Origin of the sequence: Algibacter sp. L3A6 (assembly GCF_009796825.1) — a bacterium.
In the GTDB taxonomy this organism is placed as follows: Bacteria; Bacteroidota; Bacteroidia; order Flavobacteriales; family Flavobacteriaceae; genus Algibacter.
The window spans coordinates 4198295-4220434 of sequence record NZ_CP047030.1; the positions used below are offsets into that span (position 1 = coordinate 4198295).

General features: G+C 32.9%; 12 protein-coding genes and 1 pseudogene. 5 read left to right on the plus strand and 8 right to left on the minus strand.

Translation table 11 applies throughout. The features are described 5' to 3' along the window. Positions 1-203: 203 nt before the first annotated feature. Positions 204-434, plus strand: a complete 231-nt coding sequence (locus tag GQR98_RS19375; protein ID WP_410488916.1) for a T9SS type A sorting domain-containing protein — start codon at positions 204-206, stop codon at positions 432-434. 168 nt (positions 435-602) lie between these two features. On the opposite strand, the gene GQR98_RS17430 is transcribed toward GQR98_RS19375, so the two are convergent. The 4 genes from GQR98_RS17430 to GQR98_RS17445 form a co-directional block, all read right to left on the minus strand. Next, entirely contained in the window at positions 603-1988 is a 1386-nt protein-coding gene (locus GQR98_RS17430) for a T9SS type A sorting domain-containing protein (protein ID WP_159020682.1), read from the minus strand. Positions 1989-2507: 519 nt separating this feature from the next. Then, positions 2508-3836 carry a sulfatase-like hydrolase/transferase gene (locus tag GQR98_RS17435; protein ID WP_199270226.1) on the minus strand — a complete coding sequence of 443 codons (1329 nt, stop codon included), beginning with the start codon at positions 3834-3836 and terminating at the stop codon, positions 2508-2510. Positions 3837-4027: 191 nt separating this feature from the next. Next, a complete protein-coding gene (locus tag GQR98_RS17440; protein WP_159020683.1) occupies positions 4028-5677 on the minus strand; it encodes a T9SS type A sorting domain-containing protein in 1650 nt (549 codons plus the stop codon). 266 nt (positions 5678-5943) lie between these two features. Further along, positions 5944-7272 (minus strand): sulfatase-like hydrolase/transferase, encoded by a 1329-nt coding sequence (locus GQR98_RS17445; RefSeq protein WP_159020684.1) that lies wholly within the window; start codon positions 7270-7272, stop codon positions 5944-5946. Between the two features lie 394 nt (positions 7273-7666). Between GQR98_RS17445 and GQR98_RS17450 the strand changes: the two are divergent. Continuing rightward, positions 7667-9323, plus strand: a pseudogene (locus tag GQR98_RS17450) (glycoside hydrolase 43 family protein). A gap of 105 nt (positions 9324-9428) precedes the next feature. On the opposite strand, the gene GQR98_RS17460 reads toward GQR98_RS17450, so the two are convergent. The 4 genes from GQR98_RS17460 to GQR98_RS17475 are packed head-to-tail and all read right to left on the minus strand — an operon-like array spanning position 9429 to position 16236. Further along, complete coding sequence (locus GQR98_RS17460) at positions 9429-10877, minus strand: sulfatase (protein ID WP_159020687.1); 1449 nt, start codon at positions 10875-10877, stop codon at positions 9429-9431. Between the two features lie 29 nt (positions 10878-10906). Beyond that, entirely contained in the window at positions 10907-11986 is a 1080-nt protein-coding gene (locus GQR98_RS17465; protein ID WP_159020688.1) for a PKD domain-containing protein, read from the minus strand. Between the two features lie 32 nt (positions 11987-12018). Then, entirely contained in the window at positions 12019-12978 is a 960-nt protein-coding gene (locus tag GQR98_RS17470; RefSeq protein WP_159020689.1) for a hypothetical protein, read from the minus strand. 6 nt (positions 12979-12984) lie between these two features. Further along, entirely contained in the window at positions 12985-16236 is a 3252-nt protein-coding gene (locus GQR98_RS17475) for a glycosyl hydrolase (protein ID WP_233268037.1), read from the minus strand. 308 nt (positions 16237-16544) lie between these two features. Here GQR98_RS17475 and GQR98_RS17480 point away from each other — a divergent pair, with 308 nt between their 5' ends. The 3 genes from GQR98_RS17480 (at position 16545) to GQR98_RS17490 (ending at position 22139) form a co-directional block, all read left to right on the plus strand. Next, positions 16545-17819 carry a hypothetical protein gene (locus GQR98_RS17480; protein ID WP_159020691.1) on the plus strand — a complete coding sequence of 425 codons (1275 nt, stop codon included), beginning with the start codon at positions 16545-16547 and terminating at the stop codon, positions 17817-17819. A gap of 207 nt (positions 17820-18026) precedes the next feature. Then, positions 18027-19046 (plus strand): fasciclin domain-containing protein, encoded by a 1020-nt coding sequence (locus GQR98_RS17485; protein WP_159020692.1) that lies wholly within the window; start codon positions 18027-18029, stop codon positions 19044-19046. A gap of 285 nt (positions 19047-19331) precedes the next feature. Further along, the gene (locus GQR98_RS17490) at positions 19332-22139 is read left to right on the plus strand and encodes an alpha-L-rhamnosidase (RefSeq protein ID WP_159020693.1); all 2808 of its coding nucleotides are present in this window, start codon (positions 19332-19334) and stop codon (positions 22137-22139) included. The last annotated feature ends 1 nt before the right edge of the window (position 22140 follow it).

The window sequence follows — 22140 nt, forward strand, 5'->3', positions numbered from 1 at the left end:
AATTTTTCGGTAAAAAATTAGGAGTTGCAGTTATTCGATTTGTATGGGATTCAACCCCATCTAGTTGGGCTGTATTAAATTCTGACAATGATGGCGTAACCGATAGAAATGAAACTTTTTCTGATACAGAATATATAGGCTTAGGTCCACTAATTGAAAATGATCCACTTTTAGATGTACCGGATCTCGTAGTAAATAATACTATAACAGTATTTCCAAACCCAGTTGACTCTGGTCAAACAATTAATTTTAAAAGTTTAGAAAATTATAATAATCTTGAAGTTGTTGTATATGATATTACTCGAAAAGTAATTAACTCTCAGAAAAAGGGGAATAAATTAAACCTAAAAAACGCAAAATCTGGTATGTATTTTATCAAATTATTTCTTAAAGATAAAAACATATTTATTACAAAAAAGTTAGTGTTTAAATAAAACTAATTTCAAAACGAATACAGTTTTTGATGCAATTCTAAACCCAAAAACTGTATTTATTTTATCAGTAATTAACTTTATATATAGGTTTAATTATGTTTCAATTGGCAAGCGCAAACTCTTTACAGTTCAAACCTCTTTTATATAAATAAAAATATTTAATAAATACTATTCTACTATCACTTTATAAGCAACACCTGCTTGTCTAATTATATACATCCCTTTCTTTGGGTTAGACAATTTAGCTTGATTTCCAGTTCCTTCATCTAGTTTTCTACCTGACATAGAATAGATCGACCAAGGTTCAGAATTCTTTAAATTAAACGACCCATCTTTACTTGGATTAGGATACACCTTGAATCTGTTTTCTAAAATATCAGGTTGACTATTCGTACTTAAAATACTTTCATTAGCAATAGCAGCATAATACACTTTTAATCTATTAATAGCTTCTGAACACTGCATTGGTGTACCGTATATCATAAAAACCTCAGATCTATAAGATTCATAAATCTCTCCTATTAATGCTGTTGGGTTTATTAAATAAGCTGGTTTGTCATTAAATCCTACTAAAGACATTCCTGCCTCGCTAGAACGAATTCTATTATCATTTACTCCTACTTCAGATTGTAAAGATCTGTTTTGCTGATAAGCTATTATAGTCTTATCCGCTTTATTTCTACATACTATAGAATTAATATTAATATCTGACAGTGGCCTAAACAAGGCAAATGCCTTTACTGTAGACGAAGTAGCACTAGTTTCATCAGAAAGTATAATTGCTTGATCTGATTGTTGTCTATTTAGTTTAAGTGCTTTTTTATCAATTCTATCTTCTCTTTCCCAAGAAGCATTTCTAAAAAACCTATATCTTGGATCCCATTGTGATCTATCGTACCTAGCATTATAAGGACAACTAAGTCTTGTCATATCTTGATATGTAGTTACATAATTATTATTTTTCTTATATTCATTTGGAATTTCATTTGTACTAGCTCCCAAAATATCCGTATTTAAAATAGGAAGTACTTCTCCCGAATTTCTGTCAGTAAACTCTCCAAAACGAAATTGCTCTAAACTATGGTCTGGATTTCTTCTATATTGTATTTCATAATAATGCCTAACTACAGAAGCTGCTCCTAAATCTAGTCCATCGTCATTTAAAAGGTAATTTTCATATTCGCCATAATAAACAAAAGGAGAACCTACTTCATCTGTATGCGTAATAGAATCATCTTCCACAAGTTCGTCTTGATCACTATCTCCATTATCCTCCTGGTAAGAGTACGTTAAATTCCTTACCCCACCTAGTCCATCAGCTCCTTGTTCATTTTCAGTAAAGTCATATTGTCCATCTGCTTTCCAAAGGGCCATTCTAAAAGGGCCTACTGTCAATTTTGTATTAACTGTTGTTCCATTTGGTACAATTTCTAAAGTTCCATTGTCATTTTGTCCCTTAACAGAAGTTATGATATTACCTACTCTTTTATTAAAACCAGCTTGAGTCGGGTTATATTTATCTTGATGAGCAGCATCACGCATAGTAGCTTGCACAGCACGTCCATAAAGATCTGCTTTCTCTCCTACAATATCGCCTTGGCTTGGTATTACTATACTATTAATTACCCCTCCTGCATTTGATGTAATACCTATTTGGAAATTATTAACTCCATTAACATCTAACTTATGCGTTGTTTCTCTATGATCATCGGTAATAAGAACTATATTTTGTGGCGGTATATCTGTCTTTTGGGCATAACTATTAAAGAATGCTGATAACGCTACAATAGCAATTTTTATAGTTTTAATCATAATAATTTTATTGATTTATTAGTACATCCTTAACAAACAATATTAACCTAATATTAAGAGTTTCCCATCCTGCTACTTCACGTCTAAAGTTCTATATCAGTTAATTGACTATTACATAAACAAAACAGATATAATTCTTGAAAACTAAATTCATATCTAAAGCTCTGTTTAAAATCTGAGCAGAAATAATAGGATATTAGTCTAATATTGAATGTCGATATTTGATAGTAAAAACAAAAACAGTTGAACCTTTATAAACTACTACTTTTTAGTTCTTGCATGTTTATAAACACTTAATGTCTTTTTTAATTCTTTATACACGTTTCTCTCCTGCGTACTTAAGTTTTCTAAAGGAAGTGGTCTCTGCTCATAAAAATCATTTTTTACATTATAAAACTTACCTGTTGCATATAATTTATACTCTTTATTCCTTGCAAATTCTTTCAATCTTTTTAAGTCACCGTGTCCTGAAAACCAACTATAAATAGATTTTTTAGGATTTCCTTTTTTGTCCAAAAGTTGGGGAAGAAAACTAACACCATCAACAGGTATAATTGAAGGAACATCAGCATTCGCAATCTCACAAATTGTAGGTAATACATCGCTAAAATCAATCAAGTCAGAATTTTTAGTATTCGCCTTTATTTTACCATCCCAACGTGCTACAAATGGTACATGAGTTCCGTTATCTGTAGTTCTAGTTTTTCCTCCAGGATATTCTTTGTCATTAAACATGGATACAATCAGTTTTTCAGTTCCGTTATCACCTGTAAAAATTATAATTGTATTTTCACTAATCCCTAAGTTTTCAACTTTAGCAACAATTTTCCCCACTATTCCATCCATATATGCAACCATATCTGCAAAATATTTAGGATCTCCCTTATTGATTAAAGACCCCATACTTTTTGGATCCCAATCTTTAGAATCTGGAGTAGGAACAAAAGGATAATGTGCTAAAAGCATTGGATAATAAGCGAAAAATTGTTCTTTTTTATTCTCTTCAATAAAATCACAAATAAAGTCACTAACAATATCAGGGCCAAATTCCCCATTGATAAAATGCTGTACTTTATTGTTAATTTGAAGAACCGGATTTGAAAATCTAGTATCATGTCTCAAACTATCAAATCTTTGTCGAGATTGCTGCCAAAGACAAGATGTATCAAATCCAAAATGTTGCGGAGAATCTTCTTCTTTTCCTAATTGCCATTTTCCAGCAATAGCTGTTTTATACCCTGCCTTTTTTAAAAGATTCCCAAAACTTACCTGACGCCTATCTAATTCTGCAAAACGTGTATAATTTCTAACATTATATTGACCTGTCATAATTTGTACTCGAGAAGGAGTACAAACTGGTTGAGAATGGCAATTTTCAAATTGAATACCTTGCATAGCAAGTTTGTTTATATGAGGAGTTTTATAAGAAGTCCCTCCATAGGCTTCAATACATTCCATCCCTAAATCATCAGCCATTATGAGAACAATATTTGGACTTGTACCTTGTGCATTTATACTTAGTAAACTTATGAGAAACACCATCACTCCATTAATAGCAAATCGTAATACTCGTCTTTTATTTACTTTCATTTTATTGTCTATTTAATTAATTGGGTTCTCTGCAAATAATTCTGTAATATTTTTAGTGTAGTTATATTTACACTTTAGATTAATTATATACTTTCATCAATATTTATTCATTTTAATAGAGAATCACATAAAAAAAGGTTTGAACTGTATAGTTCAAACCTCTTTTCAATAAATAAAACATCTAATAAATACTATTCTACTATCACTTTATAAGCAGCACCTGCTTGTCTAATGATATACATCCCTTTTTTTGGATTAGACAGCTTAGCTTGATTTCCTGTTCCTTCATCTAGTTTTCTACCTGACATAGAATAGATCGACCAAGGTTCAGAATTCTTTAAATTAAACGACCCATCTTTACTTGGATTAGGATACACATTGAAGGTGTTTTCCAAAACATCCGATTGACTGTTCTTTTTTGCACTAATTTTATTAGCACTAGAAGCATAAAACGCTTTTAATCTATTAATAGCTGTTGCACATTGCCTTGGTGTACCGTATATCATAAAAATCTCAGATCTGTAAGATTCAAAAATATCTCTTAATGCCGCTGGGTTTATTAAATAAGCTGGCCTATCATTAAATCCTACTAAAGACATACCTGTTTCACCTGCACGAACTCTGTTATCATTCATTCCTACTTCTGTTTCTGGAGATCTATTTTGTGCATAAACTATTTTTCTTCCTTTTTTTTCCCTACCTATAATAGAGTTGATATTAATCTCTGACAATGGTCTAAATAAGGCAAATGCCTTTCCTGTAGTTGAAGTAGCACTAGTTTCATCGGTAATCATATATCCTTGATCTGATTGTGCTCTACTTAGTTTAAGTGCTTTTTTTGCAACTCTATCTTCTCTTTGCCATGGTGAGCCAGGTGCAGCATTTCTATAAAACCTATATCTTGGATCCCATTGTGATCTATCGTATCTAGCATTATAAGGACACTTTAGATATGTCATATCTTTATATGTAGTTACATAATTATTATTTTTCTTATATTCATTTGGAATTTCATCTGTACTAACTCCTAAATAATCCGTATTTAAGATAGGAAGTATTTCTCCCGTTTTTCTATCAGTAAACTCTCCAAAACGAAATTGCTCTAAACTATGGTCTGGATTTCTTCTATATTGTATTTCATAATAATGTCTAACTACAGAAGCTGCTCCTAAATCTAGTCCATCGTCATTTAAAAGGTAATTTTCATATTCGCCATAAAAAATAAAAGGAGAACCTACTTCCATTGTATGTGTAATAGAATCATCTTCCTCAAGTTCGTCTTGATCACTATCTTCATTATCAAAATTATAAGAGTCATCTACCTTCCTTGTCCCACCTAATCCATCAGGAGCAAATTCATTTTCAGTAAAGTCATATTGTCCATCTGCTTTCCAAAGGGCCATTCTAAAAGGGCCTACTGTCAATTTTTTATTAACAATTGTTCCATTAGGTACAATTTCTAAAGTTCCATTGTCATTTTGTCCCTTAACAGAAGTTATGATATTACCCACTCTTTTATTAAAACCAGCTTGAGTGGGATTGTATTTATCTTGATGAGCAGCATCACGCATGGTAGCTTGTACAGCACGTCCGTAAAGATCTGCTTTCTCTCCTACAATATCACCTTGTCCTGGTATTACTATACTATTAATTACCCCTCCTGCATTTGAAGTAATACCTATCTGAAAATTATTAGCTCCATTAACATCCAACTTATGCGTTGTTTCTCTATGGTCGTCCGTAATAAGAACTATATTTTGTGGCGGATTATCCGTCGTTTGGGCATAACTATTAAAGAATGCTGATAACGCTATAGTAGCGAAAATTTTAGTTTTAATCATAATTAATTGGTTTAGGTTAGTGTTAAAATAAGTTTTCAACATTACAAGTATAAACTATTCATAAGACCGTTGCATCCTGCTACTTCTGTCTAAAGTTCTATATCAGTTAATTGACTATTACATAAACGAAACAGATATAATTCTTAAAAATTAAATTCATATTTAAAGCTCTGTTTAAAATCTGAGCAGAAATAATAGGATATTATTCTAATATTGAATGTCTATATTTGATCTTAAAACAAAAACAGTTAAACCTTTATAAGCTACTACTTTTTAGTCCTTGCATGTTTATAAACACTTAATGTCTTTTTTAATTCTTTATACACGTTTCTTTCCTGTCTACTTAAGCTTTCTAAAGGAAGTGGTTGCTGCTCATAAAGATCATTTTTTACATTATAAAACTTACCTGTTGCATATAATTTATACTCTTTATTCCTTGCAAATTCTTTCAATCTTTTTAAGTCACCGTGTCCTGAAAACCAACTATAAATAGATTTTTTAGGATTTCCTTTTTTGCCAAAAAGTTGGGGAAGAAAACTAACACCATCAACAGGTATAATTGAAGGAACATCAGCATTCGCAATCTCACAAATTGTAGGTAATACATCACTAAAATCAATCAAGTCAAAATTTTTAGTATTCGCCTTTATTTTACCATCCCAACGTGCTACAAATGGTACATGAGTTCCGTTATCTGTCGTTTTTGTTTTTCCTCCAATATATTCTTTACCTCTAAACATAGAAACAATAGGTTTATCAGTTCCATTATCACCTGTAAATATAATTATGGTATTTTCACTAAGTCCTAAGTCTTCTATTTTGGTAACAATTTTGCCTACTAATCCATCCATATAAGCTACCATCTCAGGAAAATATTTAGGATCACCTTTATAAACTTTAGAACCCATGCTTTTACTATCCCAATCCTTTGAGTCTGGAGTTGGAATAAAAGGACAATGCGTTAAAATCATTGGATAGTATGCAAAAAATTGCTCGTTTTTGTTCTCTTCAATAAAATCACAAATAAAATCGCTAACAATATCAGGTCCAAATTCTCCGTTTGTAAAAGACTTCACTTTACCATTAATTTCAAGAATTGGATTTGAAAACCTTGTATCATGTTTAGCTTTATTTACTCTAGGACGAGATTGTTGCCAAAGACAAGATTTATCAAAACCAAAGTGTTGAGGGGAATCCTTCTCTTTTCCTAACTGCCATTTACCTGCTATAGCTGTTTTATAACCCGCATTTTTTAAAAGATTCCCAAAAGTTGCTTGACTTCTATCTAAATCTGCAAAACGCGTATAATTACGAACGTTATATTGACCTGTCATAATTTGTACTCGAGAAGGAGTACATACTGGTTGAGAATGGCAATTTTCAAATTTAATACCTTGCAAAGCCAGTTTATCAATATTTGGTGTTTTGTATGACGTTCCGCCGTATGCGTTTACACACTCCACACCAAAATCATCTGCCATAATTAAAACAATATTGGGAGGATTATCTTGCGCTTTTACATCTAAAAAACTTATTAGTAATAAAGTTATTACAATAATATATTTATCAATTTTATTACCTTTCTTAATGAGCATTTGATTAAAATTTATTAAAAAAACAAACTACATATCTTGCAATTTTAAATACTTACATGAGAAATCTAATCTTGTTTTATTTAAAACTAAGTATAATCTCTTTCCCTTGGTTTATAATTTCCAATACAAAATATTAAAACACACAACCTTGGTTATTTATGTGAAATTAAACTAAAAACAAGAAAATAGTATCCTGCTACTTCTGTCTTTAAAAATTATTATTCACAATTCATCTATTTTAAACACATTCCTAAGTAGGTAAAACTTATACATAATTAGTATAGATTTTAATAACAAATAAGAATACTGCAGAAATAACAGGATGCTATTGTAAAGTTTTAATACGAAGTTTGATTAATGAAAACAACATTCACGTTTAATAGTTTATAAAAAAATGAAACTATTTTTAATAATACTTATAATTGCTGCTTCTCAAAATTTATTAATAGGGCAACAAACGGGTAGTTGGGGAGATCAAGGAGATGGTACTTACAAAAATCCTATACTTCAAAGTAATTACCCAGATAACGATGCGATTAGAGTGGGTGATACATTTTATATGATGTCTTCCACAAATCATTTTATCCCTGGCATGGTCATCTTAAAATCAACGGATTTAGTAAACTGGGAATTTTCAAACCATATCATGAATGCTCCAGTAGATTATGATAAAAACTTTAGTATTACTCAAGAAAGAAAACTAACAAGTCGCGGAAACTGGGCGGGTTCTTTTGGATATAATGGGGAAGCATACTTTGCCTATTGGTGTTATAACAAACGACATAAAAAACCTGGAGGTACCCATACCATAGTCTATTCAAAAGCGAAAACCATGGAAGGCCCATGGAGTATTCCAAAAGAAATTACTTGGGCAGATGGTAGTCATATAAACACCACCGACCCAGGGGTGTTTTGGGATTTAGAAACAAAAAAAGCTTGGATAGGACTATGGAAGGATGGAGAAGTTAGAATTTATCCTATGTCGTGGGATGGAACTGAAATATTAAAAAACAGAGGAGAGGGAATCCTTGTAACAAACACCTTTCAAGGGGAAGCTGTAAAAATATTTAAGTTCAAAAATAGGTATTATGTTTCGAATATATATGTAGACAAAGATTCTGAAGGAAAAAGACTTAGAATGGGAGCTATTCAACGATCAAAAAACATTGAAGGTCCTTGGGAAGGAAGACTTAACTTAGAAAATGGAAATGGAACAAATAGAAACCCTGCGCAAGGAACTTATATTAATTTAGAAAATGGAACAAGTTGGTTTTTGCATCAATTATCTACAGGAAGTAATGAAGAAAGATATATGGGAAGACCACAATTTCTAGAGCCTGTAATTTGGAAAGATGGTTGGCCAAATATAGGTATTGACACCGATGGAAATGGTATTGGAGAAGTTATTTGGCAACATAAAAAACCAATACAAGGAAATTCAATAAATGCACCAGCATCTGATGACAACTTTGATGGAGCTATATTAGGGATGCAATGGAACTGGCGCTTTAATCCGGATATGTCAAAATGGTCACTCACAGAAAGACCTGGTTTTTTAAGATTAAAGTCATCTGCCCCTTCTTCCTCAAAAAACAACAGTCTAGATGAACTTCCAAATATTATCGGACAACGTTTAATGGGGCGGTATAATAATGTAATGACAACCAAAATAGACCTTTCTAAAATGAAGTCTGGACAAGAAATTGGATTTCATATTTCTTCTCTTGAAAATAATGCCATTGCTATCAAAAAAGAAATTACAACTCTTGTTTAGATCTGGTAAAAAGGAAGCTCCTAATATTCAAAAAGGAAGCTTTATAAATCAAAAAATGATTTGGTTTCAGGCGAAAGTCACAATTGGTTTAGCTACTTTTTATTATAGTTTAGACGGAAAAATGTTTACACAATTTGGAAATGAAGTCCGTTTACTATTTAGTGGTTTCACACCCAATATGGTTGGCTATTACAGCATGAACTCAGAAGCAAAAGGATATATTGATATTGATTGGTTTCAATATGACTATGATGGTCCAAAAGGAGATACAAAATAATAAACTTAGACTTTAAACAAATTTGTAAATACAAAAGACCTCCTTAACATTGGGATGAGTAAAGGAGGTCTTTCTTTTATATTTATAAGCTAAAAAACTATTAGTTTATTGTGTGTAAGGCACAGTGCCAGTTGCGTCTAAAGGATATCCCCATTTTTTTATATATTCCATTCCTGGAAGAAAATCGTCTTCTGTTTCAACTAAGCGTTCTATTAGCTTTTTATCCAACTCTTTTTGTAACGAAGCATAGGCTACATTTCCAATTAAATTATTCATTTGATACGGATCCTTCTCGTCATCAAATAACAACCAAGGACCGTCTAAGTCTTTCGCATAAGTGTATCTTTTAGTCTTAAGCGCTCTATACTCTTTACCTCCATGTTGCACTTTATTCCATTGTCCAAATGGCTGTACACAGGTTAACAAAGTAGACTCTCCAACGTTTTTTTCTTTGCCTTCCAAATAAGGTCTATAGTTAATACCTTCTACAGTGTCAGGAATTTTAACATCACACAAAGCTAAAATAGTTGGTAATATATCTTCCGAATTCATCAAAGCATCTTTTATTCCTGGAGCTATTTTTAATTTTTCAGGAATATAATATAACATAGGAACTCCAGCAGATTCGTTATAAGGTTGTTGTTTTTTATAGGCGCCATGAGATCCCAAAAGATCTCCATGATCTGCGGTTACAACAATAATAGTATTATCTAGCTGGCTATTTTTCCTTAAATTTCGGACAACCTTTCCTATCATATCATCTAAGGCCGTAATATGTGCATAATAACCAGCGAGATCCTCTCTTACTTTTTTCTTCATATTAACAGGAACATTTTCACGTAACTTAATATCGTCTGGGTTAAATAAATCTCTATATTCTTTGGGGGCTGAATGGTAAGGCGCGTGAGGCGTTCCATAAGAAAGTAACATTAAAAATGGGTTGTTAGCCAATTTTCTATCATTCATATAATTAATTGCAGCATCAGTTTGTGCAAACGTGTCATAACCTTTCCAAATTTTTCTTTTAGGATCATCATTATCATAATATACAGATCCATTGTAATTGTGTGTACATTCATTTCCCATCCAAAATTGAAATCCTTGTCTTCTATTACCAGGCATTACATTTTGTAACCTTCCATGTCCGTCAATATGCCATTTACCCACAAAACCTGTACTATATCCTTCCTTTGCTAAAATTTTTGCCATAGTTACCGCATTGGTATCTAATTGTACATCATTCATAAAAACACCATGTGTTAAAGGTCGCTGTCCTGTTAATAGAGATGCTTTAAAAGGAGAACATACAGGCATTCCTGATACCGCATTTTTAAAATTAACACTCATTGCCGCTAAACTATCCAAGGCTGGTGTTTTTACATTAGGATCCCCGGCATACCCTGTTGCTTGAGCCCTCCATTGGTCTGCCAAAATAATTAGAACATTGGGTTTAGATTCTTTTGTTACTTGAGTGGTATTCCCTTTTTTTAAGTTACAAGAAAGTAACATAGTAATGCCTATAACCAAAAGGCTTAGTTTCTTAAATGGTATCATGTATTTATATATTTTAATTAATCTACAAATTATTCGGTAACTACATCCCAAACTTTTGAGCGTATGTCTACGCCTTTAGGTCCAGATACTGTTAAAACAACAATCCACTCTCCGGCTTTATCATAAAAGTGAGATGGACTTTTTTCAAAAGACTCTTTTCCATCTCCAAAATCCCAATGCCATGTTTCTATTACTCCAAATGATTCATCTTTAAACTGAATCCATCGTTCTTTTCTATCTAATTCTAGAAATGACCAATTTGCTTCTATTGGTTTTCTGTGATTTTCATCTAAAGGCATTAACCGAAAGAAATTCAAATAACTGGCATCACGAATCATTTTGAGGTCGTCTGCCAAATGGATAAAGTCTCTAGATTTTTCGCCATCGTAATCAATAACACACCATGACAAACCAATGATTTCATTTTCTTCTAATTGACTTATTGTTGATTTATCAATTCCAGAAATGTCTGCATGATCAAAAGGTGTTATCCAAAACTCCATTTTAAGATTTCCTTTTTCGCCATGTTTAAAATTATAATCATAAGCAATATTAAAGTACGGAAAGTCTTTTAACCAAGGCGTATTTCCCCAAACCATAGCGGCATCTTTATTTTTAACGGGCGTAAAAACATGATAGTTTTGAGCATGTGCTCCATGACCTTTAAAATGTAATTTTTCAAAAGAAAAATGATCTAAATTCCCATTATCCTTTTTAATGAAAGGACCTCCAGATAAATCACCATCAACAACTACTTCAAAAATATCTTGTTGTAACCCTTTGTCATTAAAATCCCAAAAGTCATCATATGCTTCTACATAAAAATAAAGTCTATTGAGTCCGTTAACCCAAGCTACCTTTACCGTTATGTTATAATCTTTAGGATCTAAATTAGATTCCAATCCCTTTTGAGCCCCTTTCATATCTGCTAGACGGATAATATAAGAATTAGGAATTTGGTTCCATTCTAAAAAGCGACCATCAATACTAGGCATGTCTGCTTTTGGAAACTGATATATTTTATATTCCTTAGAACGTTGCCCGTAAAAACAAAAAGAGAATCCTAAAATAAACGTGATGCAAATTATATATGAAATTTTTATACTCATTTAAAAAACAGTTTAAAGCTAAGTGCTAGACTCTATTTAAGTTTCGTATTTATTTTATAAATTTCAGAACGAATCTCGTCTAAATCCCCTACAACTAACCAATAATCGTATTCAAAAACATCATTTTTCTTTAATTGTACAGATTTTAATGGTGCGATATAAGAGGTTTGACTATCTGTACTTTCAAAACCCGGAGCACCCGCCATTCCTGCTAAAAAATTTGAAGATATTGGCGTATAGACACCCATACCCCATTTATTATCATCTACAAATGCCATCCAATGTTCTGTAACTTTATCTTCATTATAACGTCCCCAAAAACCATCTTCTAGATGTTCTACTTCAGGATTATCAAGAGTATCGTTCGTAAATGGTGCTTCTCCAAAATAACTATATAAATTTTTAAGTGCCGAAATAGGATATACTGCAGGAAGCTCTTGACTTCTTGCTCCCGTTTCTCCATAAATAGTGTCTGTACGGTGGCAGGTTAATTTATTATGTACTTTTATAACATTACCTTCTAAGATGCTCCATTGCTCCATTATGGCTTCTGCAGGTCTATTATTCATATCCCATAACATAGGAATACATTTTACGTATAATGTGTTCTCTGTTTTTGTAGCTACCAATATCTCCGCTCTATTTCCAAAAGAATCTCCTACTTGAATAGGATTCCACGTCCATGGCGACCAATTTGGATTTTGACCTTCCTTAACCCTATTTAACATATTTCCTGCATAATAAGATTGCTGAATATAGCGCCCTTCGTCATGCACATTTACAATATTTCTTTCTTTTCCAGATTCCGAAATATAAAAAATAGCCCCACCTCTGGTTAAATCTAATTTTAATTCTAAAATACCATTATCTATTCCAACTTCCTTTAAGTTTGTATCTACGATTGTTGCAACTGGTTTTTGTTTGTTTTTCTTGAAACCTTCACAACTTATTATAGTTAATAGAATTAACACTCCAACAATAAAATTTCTCATGGCTAGCTATTTCTTTACTGTTTGAATAGTTACAGGCCCTAATAGTCCTGATGAAATCAATTCCTCTTCTTTTTTGGCACTATCAACAATAACCCAAGTAGTTCGCTCATCTTTATCTAATTCTCGGTCTCCCGTCAATCTGTTTCTCCACACATTAACCACTTCTATTTCTATAGTATTTTCGCCATTTTTAAGTGCAGAAGTTGCGTTTAATTTAAAAGGCGCAATCCATGTAGTACCGATATCTTTTCCATTAATTTTTACAGATGCCATAACTCCAACTTTTCCTAAATCGATATATATATCTGTCATTTCTTCTTCTTTAGAATACATAAAATTAGATGTATAAACAGCAGTACCTGAATAAAACTTTATTTTATCATTTTCACTATCAATCCAATCTGTTAATTTAGGAAGTTCTAAAACTTGTTTTGGTCCAATGTCTTTGTTTTTAAAATCAACCTTCCATGGATTATTTAATGTTTGAACGATATTGGTTTCAGGAAAATTACTTTCACTTTTTAATGTTTCACCCATGTTATTTGATGTACTAAAAACAACAAACCAACTTTGTAAAGCTTCCATTTTTATTGGTACTGCTGTACGGCCATTTAGTTCTTTAAAATCGGGTAAATCTTTAATTGTTCCATTAACGGCATCCCAAAGTTGAGGTTTCATCCCTTTTACTCTAAATGAAGGTGTAAACTCAATAGCTTTATCACTTTGATTGGTTAAGAAATAAATTTCTATTCCTGGCATTGTTCGGTGTGTCCAAAGCACAGATGCTTGTCCATTTAAATCAACATCTTTATCAATATTTAATTTTGTAAGTGCCTCTTGTAATTCCAAACCATCAGCAATAGCCCCTTGCCCATACGTTTTTAATGCTTCGTCGCTAGATCCCCACATTTTATTGGCTATTTCTTTAACTTTAATATCACTTTCTGGATAATTTTGTAAGCTTGGAGATTTTTTGGGTGCTTGTCCGTAAATTTTTCCTCCTTGGGCTACTAACGTTTCTATTTTCTCTAATAACTCTGGTCTCATGGTATCAAAAGGAGGTAAAACCATCAAACTATACGTCATACCATCAGGCAACATAAACTTACCATCTTTAACTGATAAATTATCTAAAATAACTTCAGCATTAATATAATCATAAGAATACCCCTCTGGCAATTCAGGATTTCTAACGCCCGTCATTATAGGAGCATCTTCACCAATAAAATAACACACATCTGCAGCATATTTACCCTGTTGTAGCATATGCTGTGATCTTCTCAAATAATCAAAATAAGCTTTCGATTTTTTAAACCAAGTATTATGGCGGTTAAATTCTGTACTAAACCAAGCATTAACACCTGGCACCCTATTATCATCTGGTTGATGAATATATAAATGCAATACAAAATGATTAATACCTTCGGTTAAAGACCAATCGCCTCGTTTTTTTAGCATTGCTGGATGCCTAACATATGAACGTTGTCCTGCTGTAAAAGCTTCAGCAGACACTCTGTTTTTCCCATAAATGTGAGCAGCAGACGATGCCGACTTACATTCAATATCTCCTAAAGTGCCTTCATTCCAAAACTCGCCACTTACCAAATCCGACTGCCCTCCATACATTAAAAACTCTGAAGGAAATCCCCAATGTCCATAGTTTTCTAACCACAATTGCAAATTATCCTCATTACTTGACTCTCTAAGCCCACCTGTATATTCATAAGCTACGGCATCTGCAATAGAACGACGTAAATCCCATAAAAAACGTTCAGATTCTTCCACACTTCCTACAATTCTGCCTGTAAAAACAGGTAAGTATTTTATAGGGCTATAACCAAATTTGGCTTCAAATTTTTCAGCATAACCATCTGTCCAGTTTTGCGACCCCATTTCATAACTATCTGCAATAACATATTTAAAAGCACTTTTGCTTTCCTCTGGAATGCGTTTTAAAAATTCTCCAATAAATTGTTTGTAATGAAATTGAGCCAAGGCTTTATTAGCTTTATCAACCTCATACCCTTTTCCTTGCGGTGCCGATGGTGAATTTTTTGTACCGGTTGGAGTCATCCCAAAACGCTGAATGGTCCACAAACCTGCAGGAGCCTCCCAATTAAGTTTTCCATTAGCATCCATTTTATCGCTGATATTAATAACTGCGTTAGAACCCACTTTTAAAGCCGAATCTACAGATTCTTGCTGATTCCATTTATAACTATCCCAAGCCGGAAATGGTGTTGGGTGCATTTTTGCTAAACTTTTTCTAGCATAACTTTCTATTCCTGAAGCTTCTGAAATAGAAACCTCTGCTAGATCCCATTCACCTTTTTGCTGAGCAGGGTTCCCTTTTATTAATTGTTTAAACTTTATTTTAAAACTGTTAGATTTTATATTTGCTAAGCTTACCAATAAGGGTGCATATTTATCTGCCCCCACATTTGGTGTTAGCTTTCTCCTGTCAACAGTAAATGCTTTAATCTTTTTATATTCACCATCCATTTCAGCAAAAATCTCCCCACTTAAAAACATGTTTTTTCTACCAGGAATAATACGTAAACTATTAGCAGTTAACTCTTTTTCTGTAGTTAATTCTATTTCATAAGAATCAATATTATTTGAAAATCTTGCTACAGACACCTTATCGTTATCGATAAGGCTTTTTGCGTTTTTAATACTGGGCGTTACAACAATTTTAGTACTTTTCCGAGATGTACTATGCGATTCGTTATCTATTGATGGAAAAGCTAAAACATAAATATCTTGAAATTCTTTTTCAGGTTGTACCAAATCTAAATCTATAGTTTTACCGCCTTCAACTTTCACTTCAGAATACGTTACATAACGCATTGCCATTTCTGATGTTATCCAAGGCCCGCCAGATTGACTCCATCCTGGACAGTTAAATGCCCCTATGTCAACACCAATACGCTTCCCTTCATTTACGGCGTGTACCATATGGCTCCACCAATCTTCACTTAGCATAGGCACTTTACCATCTTTTTCATCAGGATTTATATTTCCTATTAAAGCGCCACCAATACCAGCAGCTTTCATAGCTTCTAAATCTTTGGTAATTCCATCTTTAGAAATATCATCACCAATCCAATACCAATAACACCATAATGTATTGTCTTCCGAAGGGGTAACAAATCCGGTTTTCAACTTCCCTAAATCGGGCTTTTTAACTTCACTCGGTGTTTCGCAACTATGGAATATAAATGCGGTTAAAACTATGATAATTTTAAAATTTTTCAATAGAAAATTCATACGTGATACAACTTGTAATTATTAGACTCTTTAATAAGTTTGTGTAAATAAACACATAAATGTTATAAAATCTATCCTGCCCTTTACTGCCTATCACTATTAGGCTAAGAAGATAAACTAGAGATTATACAAGTGTATTACCTTATTAAACATATTCCTTTTTTCACTAATTACTCAAAAGGAAAAACAAGTAGCTATAATTAGCTTAAACCATAAACGGCAGGATGCAAATAGACCTTCAAAAAGATATATTTGACATTATTTACAACTGTTATATTAAATTTTAAGCGCAATTAATGCATACCTATAAACTCATTTTTTTAAGCGTACTATTTTTTACAATCTTACCCTCAACGCTAGTTTCACAAGAAAATCAGGGGTCACAAAAACCTTCTGAAACTTATGATATCATCTCAAAATCTAATCCTAGAATAACAACGCATCATTTAACATCTGGCACATCTGGATTTCAAATAGGCATTACCTCAAATGCGGGCGGTATTATTAATGAAGTTGTACTCCCTGGTTTAGGCGATATTATGAGATTTGCATCAGACATGTATGGTAGAGCCGGACAAGTAGCCATAAGAGATCGCGCTCACGGAGGCAGATATAATCCAACTCAGGCAGGTTTTAATGAAACCTTAGGTTCAAAATGTACTATAACCCAATCCTCAGATAAGAAAACACTAATAATAGACCCCAGGCCTTTAGCACTTTGGCACGGCGATGGTAAATACGACTTCACAAGATGGGAAAACATTGGAGATGATCCTTATAGAAAAGATGCTGGAAAAACAGATGAAGATGGTTTATATGAAGAATACTTACCCGGAAAACAATTAGATGAAGTTAAAAGCGAGTTTGATTATTATGGTACTTATGAAGATCTTTCAGGAAAACATGGCATTACAACCGCTATCATAAGGCATTACTACCAAATATCATTTATTCGTCCTCCAGGGCATTGTATTAATCAACATCGGGCTGGTACAAAATTATGGAAACCAATGCATCTTCAACAAGATATATCTGTTGATGCTCCTAAAGGTTTACATGAAGGCACAGATAAGGACATGAATAACATGTTTGGTGTTTGGTCTCTAAGACACGATAGAAATAAATGGATTCCTAAGCATGTATATTATCGTAAAAATAACGGGAAATGGAAATCAAAATTGGCAGATGGTATAGAAGATTGGTTTCCTAGTTGTGATAACACCGTATTTATTAGTGCCGATTCTGACAATCCATTAGAAGGAAAAGCTTTAGGTCTTTATCGCCCTAAAACAGAAATTAACAGAGAGGTTATCATTGGTATTAATGAAACAAATGGAAGTATTGTTTATACCGATAAAAGAGATAGTGATAATAGCATAACCTATAATCTCAAATGCGTTCCTAAAATGAGTAAATATGGTTTTATGAATACGAATAATGGTATGATTAATAGAACCCGATTGGATGCCAATATTTATGAAGCCTATAGAAATGAAGTTTATATTCTGTACGGAACGCCTAAAGAAATAATGGATGCTATTGCGCTTTTGGATGTTATTTTGGGTATTTAATTTAAACTGAAAAAATATTTGAATACTAAAAAAATGATGATAAAATTAATAAATATCTTCATTTTTAGAAAAAACAACAAAACCAGAATAGAAATATTACTCAAATTACACCTGGTTCAGCTTAAAGATAGCACAGGAACGGCAGGATGCGAATTACATAGAGGAATTTTATATTTGCTTCAACAAATAAACTAAACCCTTGTAAATATGAAAACATTAAGCTATCTAAAAAAAATATCTTTAATCGCATTAGCGACTTTTGTAATTTCATCTTGTGAAGAAGATGGTATTACTCAAATTAAGAATGATGATGGTGATGCTATAAATACTGAAGAACTGAATATTATTGAAATTTTAAGTGCGGATCCAAATTTTAGTTCTTTTGTTGCATTTTTAGAGGAAGCTAACCTAACTACTGTTTTAGCTGCGGATGGAAAGAAAACCATATTGGCACCAACAAATGACGCTTTTGAAAATTATATTGATGATAATGATTTTCTTAGTTTTGAGGATATACCAGATACAGCTTTATCCGAACTTTTATTAAACCACGTTATACCAGATAGCAGTTACACGACTACAGGCCTTAAAGCGCTAAGAACTGGATATGATAAAACTTTGGCAACAGGACCAAATAATACTAACGTAAACATCTATTTTAATGGAATATCTGGATTAGCTTTTAACTCTGTACCTGTAACTGGTAATCAAATTAACGCTAAAAATGGTACTATACATGTTGTAAATGGTGTTGTTCCTCCAGCTACTCTTGCAGCATTAATTAGCTCAAATACCAGCTTTTCGGGTTTAGTTGATGCTATTATTCACGTAGAAGATTCAGGTTCTCCAACACTTCAACCATCCTACAGTGAAGTTTTAAATAACCAAACAGAATTAGGCCCTTTTACCGTTTTTGCACCATTAGGATCTGCATTTAACACTTTAAAAACAAGTTTAGGAGTTCAAAATATAGAAGATATCCCTACAGAAAGAGTTGACGCTGTTTTGTTAAGACATATTGTTAATGGAATAACACCAATTGACGGGTTTGTTGATGGAGAAATAACAACTTTAGATGGAGGAACAATTACTGTAAATATGGCTGGTTTAACACTTACAGACAAGGACGGTACTGGCAGAATACTTCCAGCAATAAGTAACTTACAAGCTACAAATGGTATTTTACACGTTGTAAATAGAGTCATTGGAGAAACGACAAAGGAATAAGTGAATTTATTAACTATAAATTATGTTCCTTAAAAAAAACGTCTTAAGAAATTAAGGCGTTTTTTTTATGTATTTAGGTCCCTATTACCACACCAAGTGATTCCTGTGGTAGCGTGGGAATAAAGCCCTAACTCTCGATCGTTTATAACGAGTGCCGTCTAAAACATCAAATCTTTACCTTTTTATTAAACGTGAAGCAACAGGATACTAAAACCTATTTAAAATCCTAATATTGTTAATAGCCTCTATGGCGTATTATCAACTAACCAAAAAGTATTAGGACAAATGCATAAAAAAATAATTCTTCTTTTTTTAGTAGCTATTACATTTTCTTGTCAAAAATCTAATGAAGCTATCTCTATTAATAAAATAACCGTAAACTATTTTGAGAATCCTTTGGGAATTGATGATCCACATCCAAGTATTAGTTGGTCAATGTTTTCAAATGAAAGAAACAAGAAACAATCTGCATATCAAATTAAAGTCGCTAATTCAGAAAAAGCACTTGAAGATGATAGTAACCTGTTTTGGGATTCTGGTAAATTAAATTCACATCAAAACTCACAAATTCGCTATGCTGGAAGCAAACTGAATTCAGGACAAAGTTGTTATTTCAAAGTCAAAGTTTGGGACGAAAATGATGTCGCTTCAGAATGGAGCAAAACCCATTTCTGGACCATGGGTCTGCTTAACGAAGACGATTGGAAAGCAAAATGGATTGGTTTTAAAACAGACGATAAAAATAAGCAAGACACCTTGCACTTACCTCCTGCTCCATATTTAAGAAAATCATTTGCAGTTAACAAAACAGTTCAAAAAGCAACACTTTATGTAACTTCATTAGGTGTTTTTGAAATAGCATTAAATGGAAACAAAATAGGAAAAGATTTACTAACGCCTGGGTGGACTAATTATAATAAACGCATCTATTATAAAACCTATGATGTTAGCAATGCCATAAACAAAGGAGAAAATACGCTAGGTGCTATTTTAGGCGATGGTTGGTATGCCGGTTATGTTGGCCCAAAAGTATTATCAAAGCCAAGAAACAGAGAACTATATGGTTTACATCCGGCTTTATTATCGCAATTAGAGGTTGAATATGAAGATGGCACCAAAGACATCATCGTTTCAGATGACAGTTGGAAAGCTAAGGAAGGCCCCATAGTTTATGCCGATTTACTTATGGGAACTGGTTATAACGCTAATTTAGAATTGACCAATTGGAACACTTCGGATTACGATGACCAAAATTGGGATAACGTATTCATTCATAAAGGAACAGAAGGCAAACTGCAAGCATATCCCGGAAATAATATCCAAGTTTATGATGAATTAAAACCTATAGAAATTACAGAACCAACCAAAGGCACCTATGTTTTTAATATGGGACAAAATTTTGCTGGTCATGCCCGTTTACAGGTACAAGGAAACAAAAACGACACAATTATCATGCGTTTTGGAGAACGTTTATACGATGATGGCAAATTAATGACCGAAAATTTAAGATTTGCCCGAGCAACAGATACTTACATTTTAAAAGGCGAAGGTGTTGAAATATGGGAACCTAAATTCACATATCATGGTTTTCAATACGTCGAAGTTACAGGTCTTAAAAACAAACCAGATCCCAATACGATTACGGGTATCGCTTTTGGATCTTCAACACCCATGGAAAGTGCATTTACCTCTTCCAATACTATTTTAAATAAAATGTTTGAAAATGTGATTTGGACCCAGCGTTCAAATTTCATGGAAATTCCTACGGATAGCCCCCAACGCGATGAACGTTTGGGTTGGCTTGGTGATGTTCAGATTTTCTCTAAATCGGCACTATACAATGCTAATCTTGGTGCTTTTAATAAAAAATGGTTTGCAGATGTTCGTGATGCCCAATATGATTTTGGACCTTATTCTGTTTTTGCCCCTCAACCCTATCCAAAATTAGAATGGTTTTCTCCTGGTTGGATGGAAGCTGGTGTTATGGTGCCTTACAATACTTTTAAATTTTACGGAGACACTAAAATAATAGAAGATCATTATGAGTCTATGACGCGTTTTATGGATTATCATATTGAAAAAAGTAAAGATGATAAATTTTATCCTGAAGATTCTTGGGGAGAAGCAAAACCTAAAGGCGGCTTTGGAGATTGGCTATCCATGACTGATAAACATTTGGCGCACGATATTATGGCATCTATGTATTATCAATATGCACTAAAAATAATGGCTGAAATGAGTAAAGCCATAGAAAATGATGAAAAAGCAGATTATTATCAATCTACTTATGAAACTTCTGTTGCTGCATTTATAAAACATTATTTAGATGAAAACGGTAAATTTCAAATTGACGAAACTATTTATGGTGATGGGAAAGGCTATTTTGAAGGCGAAAAAGGGTTCACAGGACATACGCAATCGGCATACGCCACAGCCATTTATTTTGATATTCTTCCAGAGGAACTAAAAACAAAATCTGGAGAACATTTAGTAGCACTTTTAGAAGAAAATGATAATTTACCATCATCTGGTATCTTAGGAATTCGACAATTGCTTCCTGCACTTTCTAAAATTGGTCGTTCAGATTTAGCATACCAAATATTACTTAAAAAAGAATATCCTAGTTGGGGCTTTCAAATTGCAAATGGTGCCACCACTATTTGGGAACGTTGGAATAGTTACACACCAGAAAAAGGATTTAACGGCGAAATGAATGCTAAAATGAATTCCTTTAACCATTATGCTTTTGGTGCATTTTCTCAGTTTCTATTTAGTGATATGGCTGGTATTAAAACTGAAGATGCAGGATTCAATAAGATTATTATCCGTCCTAATTTGGGCGATAAATCATTATCAAATCTTAAAGGAGAATATGGTTCTATAAATGGCAAGATTGTGTCTTCTTGGTCTATTAAAGACAATACATTTTCATTAGAAGTTGAAATTCCTGTTAACACCACAGCTAAAGTATTTATCCCTGCCAAAAAAGAGTCTGTTATTAAAGAAAATAATATAAAAATATTAGAAAGAGAAGGTATCTATCAAGTAATAGAAATTGGCTCTGGAAACTATTCTTTTGAATCTGAAATATAAA

What these genes read in the sequence shown, in the direction of transcription:
- GQR98_RS17435 (WP_199270226.1), bottom strand. Translation starts at nt 3,836, where the DNA reads ATGAAAGTAAATAAAAGACGAGTATTACGATTTGCTATTAATGGAGTG.
- GQR98_RS17440 (WP_159020683.1), bottom strand. Translation starts at nt 5,677, where the DNA reads ATGATTAAAACTAAAATTTTCGCTACTATAGCGTTATCAGCATTCTTT.
- GQR98_RS17445 (WP_159020684.1), bottom strand. Translation starts at nt 7,272, where the DNA reads ATGCTCATTAAGAAAGGTAATAAAATTGATAAATATATTATTGTAATA.
- GQR98_RS17460 (WP_159020687.1), bottom strand. Translation starts at nt 10,877, where the DNA reads ATGATACCATTTAAGAAACTAAGCCTTTTGGTTATAGGCATTACTATG.
- GQR98_RS17465 (WP_159020688.1), bottom strand. Translation starts at nt 11,986, where the DNA reads ATGAGTATAAAAATTTCATATATAATTTGCATCACGTTTATTTTAGGA.
- GQR98_RS17470 (WP_159020689.1), bottom strand. Translation starts at nt 12,978, where the DNA reads ATGAGAAATTTTATTGTTGGAGTGTTAATTCTATTAACTATAATAAGT.
- GQR98_RS17480 (WP_159020691.1), top strand. Translation starts at nt 16,545, where the DNA reads ATGCATACCTATAAACTCATTTTTTTAAGCGTACTATTTTTTACAATC.
- GQR98_RS17485 (WP_159020692.1), top strand. Translation starts at nt 18,027, where the DNA reads ATGAAAACATTAAGCTATCTAAAAAAAATATCTTTAATCGCATTAGCG.
- GQR98_RS17490 (WP_159020693.1), top strand. Translation starts at nt 19,332, where the DNA reads ATGCATAAAAAAATAATTCTTCTTTTTTTAGTAGCTATTACATTTTCT.